The sequence below is a fragment of the Dietzia sp. Alg238-R159 genome (assembly GCF_900537145.1).
Classification (GTDB): Bacteria; Actinomycetota; Actinomycetes; order Mycobacteriales; family Mycobacteriaceae; genus Dietzia; species Dietzia kunjamensis.
Genome location: NZ_UNRI01000004.1, coordinates 256,229 through 272,375 on the forward strand (window position 1 = coordinate 256,229; position 16,147 = coordinate 272,375).

The 16,147-nt window shown below is 63.3% G+C and carries 15 protein-coding genes; 11 read left to right on the forward strand and 4 right to left on the reverse strand.

Going from position 1 to position 16,147, the window contains the following annotated elements; translation table 11 throughout:
* Window position 1: 1 nt before the first annotated feature.
* The 3 genes from merA to G6R20_RS12260 all read left to right on the forward strand — a co-directional run bounded on the left by merA (window position 2) and on the right by G6R20_RS12260 (window position 3,533).
* Window positions 2-1,396 carry a mercury(II) reductase gene (gene merA, locus G6R20_RS12250; protein WP_163376552.1) on the forward strand — a complete coding sequence of 465 codons (1,395 nt, stop codon included), beginning with the start codon at window positions 2-4 and terminating at the stop codon, window positions 1,394-1,396.
* 297 nt (window positions 1,397-1,693) lie between these two features.
* A complete protein-coding gene (locus tag G6R20_RS12255; RefSeq protein ID WP_061230208.1) occupies window positions 1,694-2,029 on the forward strand; it encodes an Lsr2 family protein in 336 nt (111 codons plus the stop codon).
* A gap of 1,237 nt (window positions 2,030-3,266) precedes the next feature.
* Complete coding sequence (locus G6R20_RS12260; protein ID WP_163376553.1) at window positions 3,267-3,533, forward strand: hypothetical protein; 267 nt, start codon at window positions 3,267-3,269, stop codon at window positions 3,531-3,533.
* Between the two features lie 972 nt (window positions 3,534-4,505).
* On the opposite strand, the gene G6R20_RS18765 is transcribed toward G6R20_RS12260, so the two are convergent.
* The gene (locus G6R20_RS18765; protein WP_240341434.1) at window positions 4,506-4,649 is read right to left on the reverse strand and encodes a hypothetical protein; all 144 of its coding nucleotides are present in this window, start codon (window positions 4,647-4,649) and stop codon (window positions 4,506-4,508) included.
* Window positions 4,650-5,232: 583 nt separating this feature from the next.
* On the opposite strand from G6R20_RS18765, the gene G6R20_RS12270 reads away from it, so the two are divergent.
* Window positions 5,233-6,642 (forward strand): IS1380 family transposase, encoded by a 1,410-nt coding sequence (locus G6R20_RS12270; protein WP_069389547.1) that lies wholly within the window; start codon window positions 5,233-5,235, stop codon window positions 6,640-6,642.
* A 156-nt stretch (window positions 6,643-6,798) separates the two neighbouring features.
* Here the strand turns inward: G6R20_RS12270 and G6R20_RS12275 are convergent, their stop codons facing one another.
* Window positions 6,799-7,287 carry a GNAT family N-acetyltransferase gene (locus tag G6R20_RS12275; RefSeq protein WP_163376555.1) on the reverse strand — a complete coding sequence of 163 codons (489 nt, stop codon included), beginning with the start codon at window positions 7,285-7,287 and terminating at the stop codon, window positions 6,799-6,801.
* Window positions 7,288-8,246: 959 nt separating this feature from the next.
* Here G6R20_RS12275 and G6R20_RS12285 point away from each other — a divergent pair.
* From G6R20_RS12285 to G6R20_RS12300, 4 genes are all read left to right on the forward strand, one after another.
* Window positions 8,247-8,900: a recombinase family protein gene (locus tag G6R20_RS12285; protein ID WP_240341435.1), complete on the forward strand. Its 654-nt coding sequence runs from the start codon at window positions 8,247-8,249 to the stop codon at window positions 8,898-8,900.
* Window positions 8,897-9,238 (forward strand): hypothetical protein, encoded by a 342-nt coding sequence (locus tag G6R20_RS12290; RefSeq protein ID WP_163376556.1) that lies wholly within the window; start codon window positions 8,897-8,899, stop codon window positions 9,236-9,238. Before G6R20_RS12285 ends, G6R20_RS12290 begins: the two co-directional genes overlap by 4 nt.
* 172 nt (window positions 9,239-9,410) lie before the next feature.
* Complete coding sequence (locus G6R20_RS12295) at window positions 9,411-10,367, forward strand: type IV toxin-antitoxin system AbiEi family antitoxin domain-containing protein (protein WP_163376557.1); 957 nt, start codon at window positions 9,411-9,413, stop codon at window positions 10,365-10,367.
* Entirely contained in the window at window positions 10,364-11,287 is a 924-nt protein-coding gene (locus G6R20_RS12300) for a nucleotidyl transferase AbiEii/AbiGii toxin family protein (RefSeq protein ID WP_163376558.1), read from the forward strand. The genes G6R20_RS12295 and G6R20_RS12300 overlap by 4 nt, the downstream gene beginning before the upstream one ends.
* Window positions 11,288-11,382: 95 nt before the next feature.
* Here the strand turns inward: G6R20_RS12300 and G6R20_RS12305 are convergent, their stop codons facing one another.
* Window positions 11,383-11,865: a hypothetical protein gene (locus G6R20_RS12305; RefSeq protein ID WP_163376559.1), complete on the reverse strand. Its 483-nt coding sequence runs from the start codon at window positions 11,863-11,865 to the stop codon at window positions 11,383-11,385.
* 307 nt (window positions 11,866-12,172) lie between these two features.
* Here G6R20_RS12305 and G6R20_RS12310 point away from each other — a divergent pair, with 307 nt between their 5' ends.
* The 3 genes from G6R20_RS12310 (at window position 12,173) to G6R20_RS18770 (ending at window position 14,408) form a co-directional block, all read left to right on the forward strand.
* Window positions 12,173-13,177 carry a Mu transposase C-terminal domain-containing protein gene (locus tag G6R20_RS12310; protein WP_205475854.1) on the forward strand — a complete coding sequence of 335 codons (1,005 nt, stop codon included), beginning with the start codon at window positions 12,173-12,175 and terminating at the stop codon, window positions 13,175-13,177.
* Complete coding sequence (locus G6R20_RS12315) at window positions 13,177-13,989, forward strand: AAA family ATPase (RefSeq protein ID WP_163376560.1); 813 nt, start codon at window positions 13,177-13,179, stop codon at window positions 13,987-13,989. The genes G6R20_RS12310 and G6R20_RS12315 overlap by 1 nt, the downstream gene beginning before the upstream one ends.
* Window positions 13,990-14,126: 137 nt before the next feature.
* A complete protein-coding gene (locus G6R20_RS18770) occupies window positions 14,127-14,408 on the forward strand; it encodes a transposase family protein (RefSeq protein ID WP_240341437.1) in 282 nt (93 codons plus the stop codon).
* Between the two features lie 348 nt (window positions 14,409-14,756).
* On the opposite strand, the gene G6R20_RS12325 is transcribed toward G6R20_RS18770, so the two are convergent.
* Window positions 14,757-16,016, reverse strand: coding sequence for an IS256 family transposase (locus tag G6R20_RS12325; RefSeq protein WP_163376561.1), 1,260 nt, complete (start codon window positions 16,014-16,016; stop codon window positions 14,757-14,759).
* Window positions 16,017-16,147: the final 131 nt, after the last annotated feature.

The window sequence follows — 16,147 nt, forward strand, 5'->3', positions numbered from 1 at the left end:
GATGGAACCGGGTTTCGAATTCGATTTGGCGGTGGTGGGCTCCGGCGGGGCAGCCATGGCGGCCGCTATCACCGCTCGACAGGCCGGCAGGACGGTGCTGGTGATCGAGCGCGGCACCATGGGCGGCACCTGCGTGAACATCGGGTGCGTCCCGTCCAAGACGCTGCTGGCCGCTGCCGGCACCCGCCAGGCCGCACTGACCAATCCCTTCCCCGGGGTCCCCACCCTTGCCCGGGGCGTTGATCTGGGAGCGCTGGTCAAGCAGAAGGACCAGCTGGTCACTCGACTGCGAGAGACCAAGTACGCCGACGTCGCGAACGCCCATGGCTTCGAAATCCGCCGTGGGGAGGCTTCCTTCCTCGATCCCGACACTCTGGTGATCGATGGGGATCCGGTGGCGGCCGGTTCGGTGGTACTGGCCACCGGAGCAGAACCGGCACTACCGAAGGAGGTAACCGGGCTGGACGAGGTGGAGCATCTGACCTCGACCACCGCCATGGAATTAACTGAACTGCCCGACTCCATGATCGTCATCGGCGGTGGCTACGTCGGTATCGAACAGGCCCAACTCTTCGCCCATCTGGGCACCCGGGTGACCATCATCGGCAGGATCACCCCTGCTGCCGAGCCGGAACTGGTCGCCATCCTTCGCCAGGCCCTGGCCCAGGACGGGATCACGGTGATCGAGGAGCACGCCACCTCTGTCGACCGGCAGCACGCACAGGTCACAGTCCGCACCGCTTCGGGCCGCAGCCACTGCGCAGAGCGTCTACTGGTGGCCACCGGGCGTCGCCCGTCCACAGACCGCCTCAACCTGCCAGCCGCAGGAATCACCACCGACCCGGACGGATTCATCCTCGTCGACGAGCATCAGCGCACCACCAACCGGCGCGTCTTCGCCGCCGGTGACGCCACCTCGGCACCCCAGTTCGTCTACGTCGCTGCTGCCACCGGAAAAGCCGCCGCCGCCAACGCCCTTCGCACCGATCCGCAGGGCCCAGGCGAGGTCGTCGACTACACCGGACTGCCAGCGGTAATCTTCTCCCGCCCCCACCTGGCCACCGCCGGGCTCACCGAGGCCGCAGCCCGGGCCGCCGGGCACCGCTGCCAAACCCGGGTGATGAGCTTCGAAGACCTGCCGCGCGCCTTAGTCGACCAGGACACCCGCGGGGCGATCAAAATGGTCGCCGAAACAGAAACCGGAAGAATCCTCGGACTCAGCGCCATCGGAGACCACGCCGGAGAAATCATGCTCGCGGCGACCTACGCCATCACAGCCCGGATGACCACCCGCCAGATTGCCGACACCTGGGCCCCCTATTTGACCGTCTCCGAAGCTCTGCGCCTGGTCGCAGGCACCTTCCACACCGAACTGCCCACCTCCTGCTGCGTCTGACCACCGCCTCGCGTGGCGGGATTAATCGCTCAGTCGCGGCATTTTGTGATCGCCTCAGAAAGCTACATCACTCCCACATCCGTAAAACGATCGAGTTTGCGACGCTTCCGAAGCCAACTTGTTTCGCCAGGCCACCAGTGTCCGAAAACCCGTGTCGACTTCTATCGGCACCTCGACGCCGGGTCGGCCACTGGCGGAATCGGCGCCTGAGGCTTGCCCGGGAATGTAATGGGCCTGATTTCTCCATTTGGTGCATACTGTCACTCAGTTTTGACGGCATCACTATAGGGGGACGCAATGGCACAGCATTTTCAGATGCGGTACATCGACGATATCGACGGCTCTGACCTGGGCAACGAGGCGAACACTCTCTTCTTCGCCTTCGATGGAAAAGAATATTCGATCGACCTCAGCGACGAGAACGCTGACACATTCCACCAGGTCATGGCGCCGTACATCGAGGCCGGCCAGCGGGTGACCGGAAAGTCCAAGACTCCGCGCAAGGCCACGACCAAGACCGCATCCGAGGACACCAAGGCGATTCGCGAATGGGCTCGCGACAATGGCCATGATGTCTCTGACCGCGGCCGCATTCCCGCCACGGTGATGGAAGCGTACGCAGCCGCCAAGTAGGAAAGCAGCCCGGCGCCGGCCAAGGTAATCGACATCGGCCTGATCGTTCTCGAACTCGAAGTGGACGCAGAAAAGTTGCGCACTGCACTGGGCCAACAGGTCCGTATTCGATTGGTGGCGCTACCGCCCCAACTCACCCTCCCGAGTGACGAGTGGACGACCGGCTACAAGAAATTCGTCAGCACCCTGCATCAACCCCGCCCGGAACTCCTCAGCGTTAACACTGCGCTGACCTTGGCCGGCACGCTGCTGAATCCCCTTCTCTCCCCCGACAACCCGTTCACCGCCGGCCTCTGGTCCCCCGAGACCCAACAGTGGTCCCCGACACCCCAACCCGCGGGCCCTCAATAAGAATCCGGCGACTCATAGAGAAGCGAAGGCCCCCGCGCACGTCGGGGACCTTCGCTTGCGACATTTTGCGTCAGCGGCAGGAGCCTGGGGCGCCCCTCAGCGAACACCTACGTAGCCATACAAGGGCCCGCCTGTATTCGCCGAGAAGCGTGCGCGATCTAACCTGGCCGCGCCTACCCAACTGCCGGGACGGCCCCGATGAGGTGATCGGCCTCGGTGGGGGCTGCCGCAACTGCAACTCTACAACCCCCATCCGCACCATGGCTACCCCGCGGCGACGTGTTACTATCGCTAGCGTGGAATTGACCCCCCGCCAAACCCAGGGCCAATGTAATATCAACATGATCGTGGTGAACTTGTGAACATTCTACTGCCGGGCAGCACTGCTCGCGAGTTCGCGGCGCGGATGGGCTACCGCTCGCGCATGGGAGCGCCAGTCCGCCGCGCATTTGTGACCATCGCAGAGGGTCAGCCCCAGTCGCCAATGGGCTCACTGATGAGTAGCGCGAGCGCTGGCGGCGGGGGCCGTGGCGGGCGCACCCGGCTCGCGTTGCTACTGAGCCTTCTATGGGTCGCCTCCGCTCCCCCGCATACAGCATCAAGGCCAGCTCGATGGTGGGCAGAAGTCATCGGACTCCCGGACCCTGCAACAAAGGGCGCCAGATCGGTCGCCACTAACCTCCACGAACTCGACAAGCGTGGGTTCATCCGACTAGATCCCGGCCGAAGGGGTTACAACTCGAAAATCACGTTGTTGAACGAAACGCCACCCCACGACGACTACTCACTCCCCTACACAGACGAAGGCGGGAGCGGCTATTTCCGACTATCCGAGAAACTATGGACGCAAGGACTGATCGGGGACCTAGACGGAGCATCACTTGCGATGTTCACACTTCTGACCTATTACTACCGCGCCGGCACTCACGAGACCGACGGGATCTGGTTCAGCCCCAAGTACTTCAAGGACCATCACGGCCTATCGGAGACCACCCGCAATCGGGGCCTGCAAGGACTAGTTGACTCGGGGGCAGCACACATGCAGGAGAAGTTCGTCGACACGGAGATCGACGGCCAGTACCGAACCTTTCCTCGGCGAATCTTCCGGCTGGACCCGCAGTACTATCCACCGACCCCCCAGGCTGCACCCTGACCGCCGCGGTAGGCCGATTCCTCGGTGTCGAGATAGACGATCGCCTAACGCGATGCCTGTTGCCCTCTCCCCGCGTCGGGGATCGGCGCAGTTTGTTTGGGACGTGCTTCGGATAGCACGGTTCTGACGATCGGATAGCGTTCGGACGGCTACCGGATAGCGCCTCGATGGCGGCAAGTGCCACCCGCCACGCTCCCTGTTCCCCCCTGCTCGCCAGGGCCCGGGCGGTGACGACGCGGTCGTCTCTTGATCGCGTCGGGCAGGCCGAACCGGTGCCGCTCCTTCGAACACCGACGCCGCGCAGTGGACCAAGTCCCCCGCCTAGTTGGCGGAGCGCCGCGAGCCTGACTGCCCTCAACGCGCCGCCAGAAGCTAGCAGTTGAGAAGTGGGACTTCACCGCGCCCCAGCTCCCCGGATGGCCATCCAGTAGCCGGGGGACGAGCAGCACGTCATTGAACCCCACGGAAATGGCCAGTGACTCACTCAGAGCGGTGCATCCCAACCTGCCCGACCGGTCGGTGAGGATTAAGAAGCGGGCACTAACCCGGACCCAATGTCGCGCGCGGCCCGTGCGTTCGCCCTGGAACGGCGGGCACCGGTCGAATGCTCGCGAGCCGAGCGAATCCCTGCGGGTCCGCTACCGGATGCTCGTACGCGCGCTGTCCGATCGTCAGAACGGCGCTTTCCGAAAGGCGTTCCTAACACGCAGTTCGCACCCTAAACCCGACCCGTGCCGGTGTAGCACGGTCGTGCAGCGCAGAAGAGGGGCGTTGACGAGGATCATGTGCAACACCCGCGGCTAGCGTGAACGGATGGCCCGCATGAACAGCCGACCACGCACTCCAGACCACCCCAACCCCGTGAATGCGGCCTACTCAGCCCGCGCGCACGAATACATCAACCTCCTCGGCCACATCAGTTCAACCGCACCCGAGGACCGAGACCTGGTTGACCGCTGGGCCCGCAGATGTTCAGGACGAGTAGTCGACATCGGGTGCGGCCCCGGCCACTGGACCGCCTACCTCGCCGAAGCCGGGATCAACGCAATGGGAATCGACCCAGTTGAACAGTTCATAGACCACGCGCAGCGCACCTACCCGACCGTGCAGTTCCACCGAGGGTCCATCGACGACCTGACAAACTTGGCCGCCCCCCCCTGGCCGGGCTCTTCTCGTGGTACTCCCTTATCCACCTAGACCCCAAAGAGGTGCCCACCGCCCTGACAACGATGTACCAATCAATGGAGCCGGGAGGGCAACTTCTCCTCGCATTCTTCGACGGGGACAAGGTCGAAGAGTTCCCCCACGCCGTGGCGCCCGCCTTCACCTGGCCCCTTAGCACCATGATCGAGACCGTTCACCGAGCAGGATTCACGATCACCCACCAGGAGCACAGGCACGATCCCGGACATCGTCCCCACGCAGCACTACTCGCCTACCGGAGGTAGGCGCTCAACGGCTCGGGCAAACTTGATCGCCACACCATCGGCCCCAACCCCCGTCTACTCACACGTCGGAGGCGCGTGCGTCACCGGTGGACAGCCCCATCCCACACTTTCGACCGACACCGCGCTAAACCTGGATCCACCGATGAGATGAACTTCTAGCGCGGTGTGGGAACGCGAGAATGCCCTTCTGAACTGGCAAGATACGACTTGCTTAAGGTCCGTATCGCCAATTCAAGAAGGGCATCCCGCAGATGCAACTATCTCACACTCTGCCCGTAAGCTTCGCGACGTTCGATGAGCCCAACCTCGTGTCGGGCGCCGGCCTCGTGCCGCTGATGAAACTCGCCGACCGGGCGGGCCTGCACCGGCTCGGTGACGAGCATCTGAGCGTGCCCACCGACAAGGGCTCCAACGGTGGAGTGAAACTGGCCTCGCTCGTGGCCGGGATGGCCGCAGGCGCGGATAGCATCGACGACATGGCCCTGCTGCGCCACGGGGCGATGGGCACACTCTTCGACCGCCCGTACGCCCCTTCGACGCTGGGATCGTTCCTGCGGCAGTTCACCTTCGGCCACGTCCGCCAAACCGATGCGATCGCCTCGCGGTTCGTGCGCGCACTGGCCGAACACACCGGACTGCTCGGTCATGAGTCGGACACCGGGACGGTGATGGTCGATATCGACGACACGATCGTGGAGGTCTACGGACACGCCAAGCAGGGCGCCTCGTTCGGCTACTCCGGGGTACGTGGCCTGAACGCGCTGCTGGCCACGGTCTCCACCGAGCAGGCTGCTCCGGTGATCGCCGCTCAACGGCTGCGCAAGGGCTCTGCCGGGTCCCCGCGAGGGGCTGCCCGGCTGGCCACCGACACGCTGGCACTGATCCGCCGCACCCACCTTCACGGCCGTGACGTGCTGGTCCGAGGCGATTCGGCGTTCTACTCCCACAGCATGGTCACCGCCTGCCTGGCCGCCGGAGCCGAGGTCTCGGTCACCGTACGCATGGACCCGGCGGTCAAACGTGCCATCGCCACCATCGACGACGACGCGTGGACCACGATCAACTACACCGACGCGATCTTCGACGAACACACCAACCGTTGGATCTCCCGCGCCGAAGTCGCCGAGGTCGACTTCACCGCATTCACCTCGAAGCCCAAGAACGACCAGGTGCCGGGTCGGCTCGTGGTGCGCCGTATCCCCGACCTGAATCCCAAGGCTGCAAGTGGGCAGGCGAGCCTGTTCGATACCTGGCGGTTCCATGCGTTCTTCACCACTACATCCGTAGAGCAGTACGACACAGTGGCGGCCGACAAGACCCACCGCGCACACGCGATCATCGAGAACGTCCACGCTGACCTGAAAGCCTCCGCGCTGGCGCACCTGCCCTCGGGCGTGTTCAACGCCAACGCCGCCTGGCTGACCTGCGCCGTCATGGCGTTCAACCTCACCCGCGCCGCCGCCACCCTGACCACAAGCTCGAGCCTGGCACGCGCGACGACCGCGACGATCCGCCGCAAACTCATCAACATCCCGGCCCGGATCGCCTCCTCAGCCCGGCGGCTCCGACTCCATCTACCCGAAAGCTGGCCATGGCAAACAGCCTGGCAGGCGCTCTACGACACCGTCTTCTCCCCGCGCCGGCCCAACGTGCCGATCTGACTCCCAACTCCAGCACCTACGACCAGGAACCAAAGTGGAAAGCCGGGCAGACCGGCGGACCTCACACGCCCTCCATACGGTCACGACCCACGACCATGCCAGCGACCGCCCCGGCTACTTCATCGGTGAATTGAGGCTAAAAGAGCCCCGTGTCTCCTACCGATCAAGCTGCTTGAAGTATCGCGCAACGGGCCACGGTTCGAAGCCGAGCGACTCGTACACTCTTCGCGCAGGCGCATGCCCGCTATCGCCACCCGTCTCGACCATCACCATCGCCATGCCCGCCTCGCGAACTCGGGCGAACGCGTGCTCCAGGAGATGACGCCCAACCCCCCGCTGCTGATAGTTGGGAACCACAGCGATGACAAAAACCTCGCCCATGTTGTCGTCAGGGTGCAAGCGAGTGCACACCCATCCGATTGGCCGCCCCTCATCAACCGCGACATCGACATTCTCAGGTTCATTGTCAAGCACTTCCGACAAGTCCTTGAGCTGCCTTACGCGCCATCCGTTCGGGTAGAACGCGCCGTACACGAAGCCCGGCACTTCGTTCCTCACCACCGGAAAGACTGGCTCCCAGGCCCGGAGCGAGAGGTTCAACAACGCAGACCGGTACTCCGGGGCGTAACTGATGATCCGATGCATTCAGTCCTCCGAAGGTCGCTCTGTCGCCGACAGACAACACACTCTCATTTCCTTGGACACGAGAGACCGCCGTCCGACCCCGAGCGCGATCCACTCCTGTGAATCGCATCGCTCTGTGGCGGCGTTCTGTGATTGCTTTCAGGCTGCCGTTCGCATCGGCAATGTCGTGAAAACAGTGAGTGAATTCCTAACGCGCGACGGGCAAGCTCTGCTCCGTCTGGAGTCCGCTCTTCGTATGCGAGGCCACGACTGATTGTTCGTTTGTGGCGGCCCACCGGGAGCTACGATCGATCTGTGGCCTTGTCTATCCGTCGTGTTCAAGCCTCCGATGCACCCTTTCTGGCGGAGATGCTCGTCGCGGCGGCGTACTGGCGACCGGACGGGCCGAGCGGAAGCGTCGCGGAGGTGCTAGCCCATCCCCAGCTGGCGCATTACGTCGCAGGCTGGCCACGGTCAGGCGACCTTGGAGTCATCGCGTCGGAGGGCGCACAGCCCGTGGGTGCCGCCTGGGTGCGATTGTTTCCCGAGAGCGATCCCGGCTACGGCTTTGTGAGCGCCAACATTCCTGAATTGTCAATGGGCGTCATCCGAGAACGGCGAGGGCGAGGGATTGGGTCCCACCTGCTTGATTCCTTACTTGCTGCCGCACATGAGCAGAAGCTGGCAGCGATAAGCCTCAGTGTGGAATCGGACAACTACGCCCGTCGCCTGTACGATCGCGCAGGCTTCCGTCCAGTTGATGTTGCGAGCGGATCCTTAACCATGCTCTTGCGACTCCGAGAACCACGCAGTACTGAGAAATAGTCAGTCTTGACGTCGAATTGTCATGCGCTCGGGCCCCGGAAGAGACGGCTCGAAAACCTACAGTTTTACGAGACTCCAGTTGCTGGACCGATCGCACGTTCGCTTCATGGGCCGATAGCGAGGTTTGACGCCTCATAAAGTCGTCTCACTGCAAAATGTCGCAGGATGATGGCCGATTGGGGTTTGTGAGACATAATCGGGCCATGAGGCTGTTGGGCTACACCCGAGTCAGTACTGCGAGTCAAGACGCCCAGTTGCAGTTGGATGCGCTCATGGATGTCGGAGTGCAGAAGCGAGATGTGTTCTCCGATGTCACCTCGGGCAGCCGGACCGCGATCAAACGCCCGGGCATGAAGCGACTGCTGGAGTACGTCGAGTCCGGCGACACCGTCGTGGTGTGGCGCATCGACCGGCTCGGCCGGTCCCTGATTGACGTGCTCAACACTGTGAACCTGCTTCGCGACCAAGGCGTGAAGATCCGGTCCCTCTCTGACGGTATTGACCCGGAGACCACCACTGGCCGGTTGATGCTGGGCATGCTCGCCACTCTGGCCGAGTACGAGCGCGAGCTCATCACCGAACGAGTCAACGCCGGCATCACTGCCGCGAAACAGAACGGTACCCGTTTCGGCCGTCCACCTGTTGACCCCGCGGTGATCGCGGAGAAGCTCGACATCGTTCGGGACGCCCGCGCTAAGGGCCGCACCGCCGAGGAAGCCGCTCGACTAGTCGGGTGGTCCCGCGCCACGCTCTACCGCCACCAGCAAGCCGAGCGTGAACGCAGTCCTGAAAGTCTGGCCCCGGCATGACAGCGGGACGCCAGGACATCGTTGCGTCGCTGATCGAGGAGTTCCGCATCACGAGGGACTGGGTCACCTTGGCCGCTGCCGTCGAGTTCTTCGACATCTCATCGTTCGTTGCTGTAAGGGCCGATCTGAGGCCCATCCTAGAATGCGTCAACCGCGATCCGACGATGCACCTGATCAGCGCCCACCTCCGCTATCGACGAACGCCGAAGCCCATCCCCGTAGAGGCACTACTCGACGAGATCTTTGCCAAGCCCGCGGCCTCCGACCGCGCTGCAGCGATGATGGAGTACCTCGTCGACATCGACGAAGAGCTCACCCCTGACCCTCATGACGGCTAAACCACTCTCCCTGGGACCACGTCGCCCACGTCGTGGCAGGCCGCCGCACCATCGATCCGCGCCTCTACTCGAAACGTCTGGATTATCGCTGCGACACCCGCCCTCCAGTGCGCATGGCACAATAATTACATGACGTGTTACGAAACTAGGCCCCAAGTGGTAGTTTTGTGCCATGTCTTCGAATGACCGCGTCCGAGCCCTTGTGGAGCTTGCTGCGGAGCAGGACGGGCTAGTGACGAGCAGACAGGCTCGGTCGCAAATCGGTATCACTCCACAAGATCTCAAGCGACTAGCTGATTCCGGAGTGCTGGAAAGACTTCACCACGGGATCTACCGCCTCACTCGCCTTCCTGATGACGAGCATCTCAATGAGCGGCTCGCATGGATGGCGCTCGACCAGAACACGGTGACCTGGGAGCGGCTCGATCAAGCTGTGCCCACGGGAGTGCTGTCCCATCGCACAGCAGCGCGGCTTCTCCACCTGGGCGATCTGAATGCGGACGAAGTGGAGCTTTCCACCACCCGCAGAATCAGACTGTCGATCCCCGGCGTGGTCACCCACCGGGCTGCGCTGGATCGCGACGACTGGCAGGTAGTCGACAGGCTCCCGGTAACAACAGCGTCCCGCACGATCCGCGACCTGGCAGCCGCGGCACTGGACGCCGGACACCTCGCCTCGATCGTCCGTGACGCTCTCACCCGCGACCTGAGCACCGTCGATGACGTCACTGAAGCGCTCTCCCCCTTCGCTTTCAACTACGGCCATCGAGCACTCGACGGCCAAGGCTTTCTCGACGCACTGATTGCCGAGGCAGGAGTTCCTGCCACCACGCTGGCGATGGCAGACATCGTGCGAAAACAGTCAGCTGGCCCAATCAGCCAGTGGGCCAGCATGGCTCAGGGTCTGAATCCGCCCATATCCGAGGCGCTCGCACGCCAGATAACACAGCTCAGCTCAGCCTCGACACGGGCGATGCTTGACGAGATAACTCGTTTCCCTATGCCCCCTATGCCGGACTTCAAGTTCACCGCTGCCGACAACGCCAACCTCTCGGAGGCATTCAAGGCTATGGATGCCTCAGCCGGGGCCAGACGCGCACTCGAGCGCTTCTGGGAAGGTAGCCAGTGAGCCCGACCTCGCGTACGCCAGCAGCCGTCCGGGCATCGGTGACCGATCGATTGAAAACCCAGGCTCGCCAACACGGACAGAACGACCAGATAGCTCGTCGTCGCTTCGTAATGTCGCGTTTTCTGGCCAGGATCTTCGACGCTGATCCCCACGGATGGGTTCTCAAGGGCGGCGTCGGCATGATGGTGCGGCTACCTCACGCCCGCTACAGCCACGACATCGACCTCCTGGTCGCCGACGACTCAGTCGATCCCATCGACGACCTCCGTCGTGTCGCCCGCGACCACCACCTAGATCACTTTCGCTTCGAACTTAGCCGTCCACGACCAATCAGTGGCGACAAAGGCACGACAGTGACCGTGTCCGCCTACCTGGGCGGACGGCAATTCGACACATTCTCGATCGACCTAGTCACCAGCCGACGTCCGCTTGTCGGGGATATCGAACGCCACCCACTGCCCCGGCTCATCGACACCGACGACTTCCCACCTGAGGGACCCGTCCAGCTCTATCCTCTCGCCGATCAGATCGCCGACAAACTGTGCGCTCTCTACGAGACGTTCGGACCGACTCGGCTACCGTCCGGACGCTTCCGTGACCTTGTAGATCTACTTCTCATCAGTGAATATCTGCCGATTGATCTCGCACCTACAGTTGACGCCGTAGAGCGGGAGCGAGATCTTCGAGGCATCTCCGACATGCCAGACACTCTCGTCTCACCTGGACCTGCCTGGACGACACAGTGGACGGCAACCGCGAAAAGTAGCCCCCTCACCCCAGAGCACTACGACCTCGATACCGCGCTCGGCGACGCCGGCCGCTGCTACAACAGAATCCTTCAATCACTCCCCTCCGCTGACACATCGGCCATCTGGGAGCATTACACCTTCCAATGGCGAGACAACTTCAGCCAGCAGTGAACCGCCCGTCCTCCTCGAGGCTGCGGTCCCGTCTTTCCGACGATCTCGACTTGAATGAGACGCTCCTTCGAGGCTTCGTCTCAGCTGCCCGAACGTTAGAGCGCCAGGGTCGACAGCATGTTGGCCACGTAGGCCACCAAGATTCCTGCGAACAGCAGGACCACGCCAGGCCACGGGCCATGCGAGCGACGCGGCGTGGCCGGGAACTGGCTGTCTAGAAACGCCAGGAGCGCACGTCGCTCGATAGCGGCCGCGGGGCCGTGATCGCTGACGAGTTTTTCGACAGTGTCAGGACTGGTGAACTGGGTATACGAATTCAAAAGCGATTGAAAGCCGGATGGGAGCATCGCACTGCGAGGCACCCCAGCTACTGGGGCGTGGAGCCTGCTGAGAGTCTTCTCTCGAGCTGCACCAATCGCGGACCGCTGTTCTTCACGGACACCCTCCGCCTCGACCAACGCGTCTTGGAAGGTCGAGATGTTGCGTCGTGTGCGAATGGCCTCAACCACTAACAGAACACCGCCGCCCACCTGGGCTATCAGGGCAAGGGTATGAAGCACAGCAACGATTGCGACCACCTGCCAGACGATAGCGATCCGCTCCGACACTTTGCCTCGACCCGCGCGGTGGTCTACACCAGCGGAACCTAGTCCGGTCCACTGTTACCCACCCCCTACTAGCGCAGCACTCGTCGGCCACCAGCGGCTCCAGCGAGTGCAGATGCACTCTAGACCCCATAGGGATACCTGGCACAAAAGTGCAACGGGACCCTGCGACACAGGAGCGGTATGTGACTCTCAACTTCGTTTGGCGGAATTTTGCAGCTTCGTTTGGCGGCGCTGATCACCCCAGGGTGCGGCCGCCTACCGGGACACCTACGAGCTGGTGTGGCGACACCGAGCCGAGCGGGCCAATGCCACCTGGCAGGCCGACCACACCGAACTCGACATCCTCATCAACGACGCCAACGGGCGGCCCGCCCGGCCCTGGTTGACCGTCATCCTCGACGACTACTCCCGGGCAGTGTGCGGCTACATGGTCTTCCTCGGCGCACCGTCTGCGATGAACACCGCACTGGCGCTGCGGCACGCAATCTGCCCGAAGAGCGATCCGAACTGGCCGATGTGCGGCCTGCCCGATGTGCTCTACGTCGATCACGGAACCGACTTCACCAGCCACCATCTCGCCCAAACCGCCAAGGACCTGCATTTTCAGATCATCTACTCGACCATCGCCCGACCACAGGGCCGCGGCAAGATCGAGCGGATCTTCGGCACGATTAACACCGAACTCCTTGCCGAGCTGCCGGGCTATCTCACCCGCGGTCAGCGGCACCCCGAGCCGGTACTGACGCTGCCCGAACTCGACACCGCCATCGGCGAGTTCATCAGTGCCAAGTATCACCGCCGCACCCACCCGGAGACTGGCGACAGCCCCTACCGGACCTGGATCGGCGACGGGTGGCTKCCYCGCCTGCCCGAGACCRTCGATGATCTCAACCTGCTGCTGCTGACCGTGGCCAAAACGCGCATCGTCCACCGCGACGGAGTGCGCTTCCAGGGCCTGCGGTACGTCTCACCGCTGCTGGCCGCCTACGTCAAAGARCAGGTCGTGATCCGGTACGACCCCCGCGACATCTCCGAAATCCAYGTCTTCCACAAGAACCAGTACATCTGTAAGGCCGTGGACCCCGATCACGCATCGRCCACCGTCAGYCTCAAAGACATTCAACACGCACGCGCAGCCCGCCGACGCGAGCTACGCGGCCAGATCACCGAACGCATTGCCGTCGTCGCCRGCCACGAAGACCCCTCRTTTCCGGCCCCGCCGGCACCGACCCCACCMGCCCGGAGGAAGACGAAGCTTCGCACCTACCTGGAGGATGACTGATGTCTCCGCAACGGTTCATCGCCACCAAACAGCACCGSAGATTCGTCGAGTTCGCCGACGCCGTACGCCGGCAACGCACCATTGGCATCTGCTACGGCCAAGCCGGGATCGGTAARACACTGTCTGCCAGACGGTATGCGAACTGGCACAAAGCCGAGCGGCTCCTCGAGGAATGGGGWCCACGCGATGACTCMGATTTCCCGATCTATGCCGCGCTGGCCAGGAARCGGACAGTCTTCTACACCCCCGCGGTCCTGAGCACKCCGCGTCAGGTCAGAGACGATCTCACCGGCCTGAYKGTCCAGGTATCTGCGTGCATCGACGAGCATCTGATCAACACCGGCGARCTGCAGACACGACCCAGGAACCTGCGMAAGTACGTCGARCTGATCATCATCGACGAGTCCGACCGCCTCAATGCCACCGCCCTGGAAGTGGTGCGAGACCACTACGACCGCGACGACGTCGCCGTCATCCTCATCGGCATGCCCGGGATCGAGAAGAGATTTAGCCGCTACGCGCAGCTCTACAGTCGCGTCGGGTTCGCCCACGAATACCGGCCACTGACCAAAGACGAGTTGCGATTCGTGCTCGAACGTCGCTGGCCCAAATACGGGCACCCCCTCGACCCCGACGACTTCACCGACGCTCAAGCCCTCGCAGCGATCGCACGGATCACCCGCGGCAACTTCCGCCTCGTCGACAGACTGTTCACGCAGATGGAGCGCATCATGCAGATCAACGAGCTCAACACCATCACCGACGACGTCGTCGAAGCCGCCCGATCCACCCTCGTCATCGGCATCACCTGACCCGCCAAACGGGCCCTTCCAGATCCGGAGTGCGTAGCGGGGTTCGCGGCTGACAGGGTGAGGCGTAGATGAGGGGGCCCAGGGGCGTGTGAAGATGCAGGTTCTCACGGCTTGCATCCAGCACCCCAGGACCCGCTTTGAGCGCTACCGCCAGCCTGCTCGCCGACACCATCTGCCGCACCGCTGAACTCGGGGTGACCAACACCGACGCCGCCGTCGCCGGCGAATTCACGCACCTTTTCTGCTCGCCGGTGAGCCTTGACCCGGTGTGCGCCGACTGCGGCACTGCTGGCCGGCTCCGGGACCATGTCGAGCGAAAGGTGACTGATCTGCCGATCGTGGGGCATCCCCCGAGGCTGCATGTGCGGGTGCCGCGCTTCAACTGCGACCACAGCGGGTGCGAAACCCGAATTTCCTAGCAGCGCATGCCGTCATTGACGGAGCCGCAGGCCAGGACCACCTAGCGGTGCACCCGCTGGATTCTGCAACGGCTGGTGATCGACCGCACCAGCGTGTCGGCTGCCGCGAAAGCGCTCGGGCTGGGATCTGGTCGATGACCTGGTGATCTCCCAGATTCGCACCCACAACCAACCCGGTCACTTCGACAGCGTCGGGGGGGGGTGGACGAGCACAACTGGAAGCTCGGCCCCAGACGCACAGAAGACCCAGCTCCGCGCCATATCAAGGTGGCCGACATGGGTGAGCAAATACTAATAGATGGGGGTGATAGTGCCCCGTGATGTGGTGGGAATCGGTTCCGCGTCTGGTCAGTCGCAGTGATCAACGAGTTCCGTGTTTTGATCATATCCGTTGCTGGCGTTGAGGGCGTGCTGCTTGGCGGCGATGACGGCTCGGAGTTCGCCCATGGAGCTCTCTGAGAGGTAGCGGCGACCGACTTGCCATTCGTCGTGTTGGTCGATCACCACCGAGGTCGCCAGCCGCAGGAAGGCCTCCGGGTTGGGGAAGATTTCTACGACGTCGGCGCGGCGTTTGATCTCTTTGTTGAGCCGCTCGATGGGGTTGTTGGACCAGATCTTCTGCCAGTGTCCGCGGGGGAACGCGGTGAACGCCAGCACGTCCGTTTTGGCCTCGCGCATCATCTGGTGCGCCTTGGGGAACGAGCCGGCGAAGGTGTCGGCGACCTGGTCCCACTGCGCGGCCACATCCTTGGGGTCGGTGTGGGCGAAGATCGTCTTGACCGCCGCGGTCACCGCGGGTGCGTGCTTTGACGCCACCGTGCCGTGCAGGTTGCGCATGAAGTGCACCCGGCAGCGCTGCCAGGAGGCGCCCACAAACTGCTTGGCTACGGCCGCCTTGAGGCCCGCATGGGCGTCGGAGATGACCAGGTGCACCCCGGATAGCCCACGGGCCTTCAGGGAGCGCAGGAAGTCATTCCAGAACTCGTACGACTCACTGTCCCCGACCGCCGTGCCGAGCACTTCGCGGGTGCCATCAGCGGAAACGCCAGTGGCCACGACCATGGCATGAGATACCACGTGCGCACCGATACGGACCTTGCAGAACGTCGCGTCAGCGAACACGTACGGGAACTCGGTGTGGGCCAGCGTGCGGGTACGGAACGCCTCCACTTCGGCGTCGAGCTCGGCGCAGATGCGGGACACCTCAGACTTCGAGATGCCAGTGTCTACACCGAGAGCCCGCACGAGATCGTCCACTGCACGTGTAGAGACCCCGTGTACGTAGGCCTGCATGATCACCGCGTACAGGGCCCGGTCGATGCGCCGGCGCCGCTCGAGCAGAGCGGGGAAGAACGACCCCGATCGCAGCTTCGGGATCCGCGCCTCGATATCGCCGGCCGGGGTCGAGACAGTCTTGTTTCGGTACCCGTTGCGGTGCGTGGTGCGGTCCTCGTTGCGCTCGTACCTGCCGGCGCCGATCTTGGCTGAGGCTTCAGCCTCGATCAGCGCCTGCAGGCCGGCCCGCACCAGTTCGGCGAACATCGCCTGCGGATCGGCGGACAGGAGTGCATCCAACTGGGCGTGTACGCCAGAATGGGAGTGGGTCATCGCGTGGTGTGTCCTTCCGTGAGCTACTTGGTCGTAACTCATTGACCACTACGCGATGGCCCACCCCCTTGGCGGGCCGCCACACCGTCGCCAGCCCAAACCCCGGCCCCCAAACCCCACCACTCCAGGGG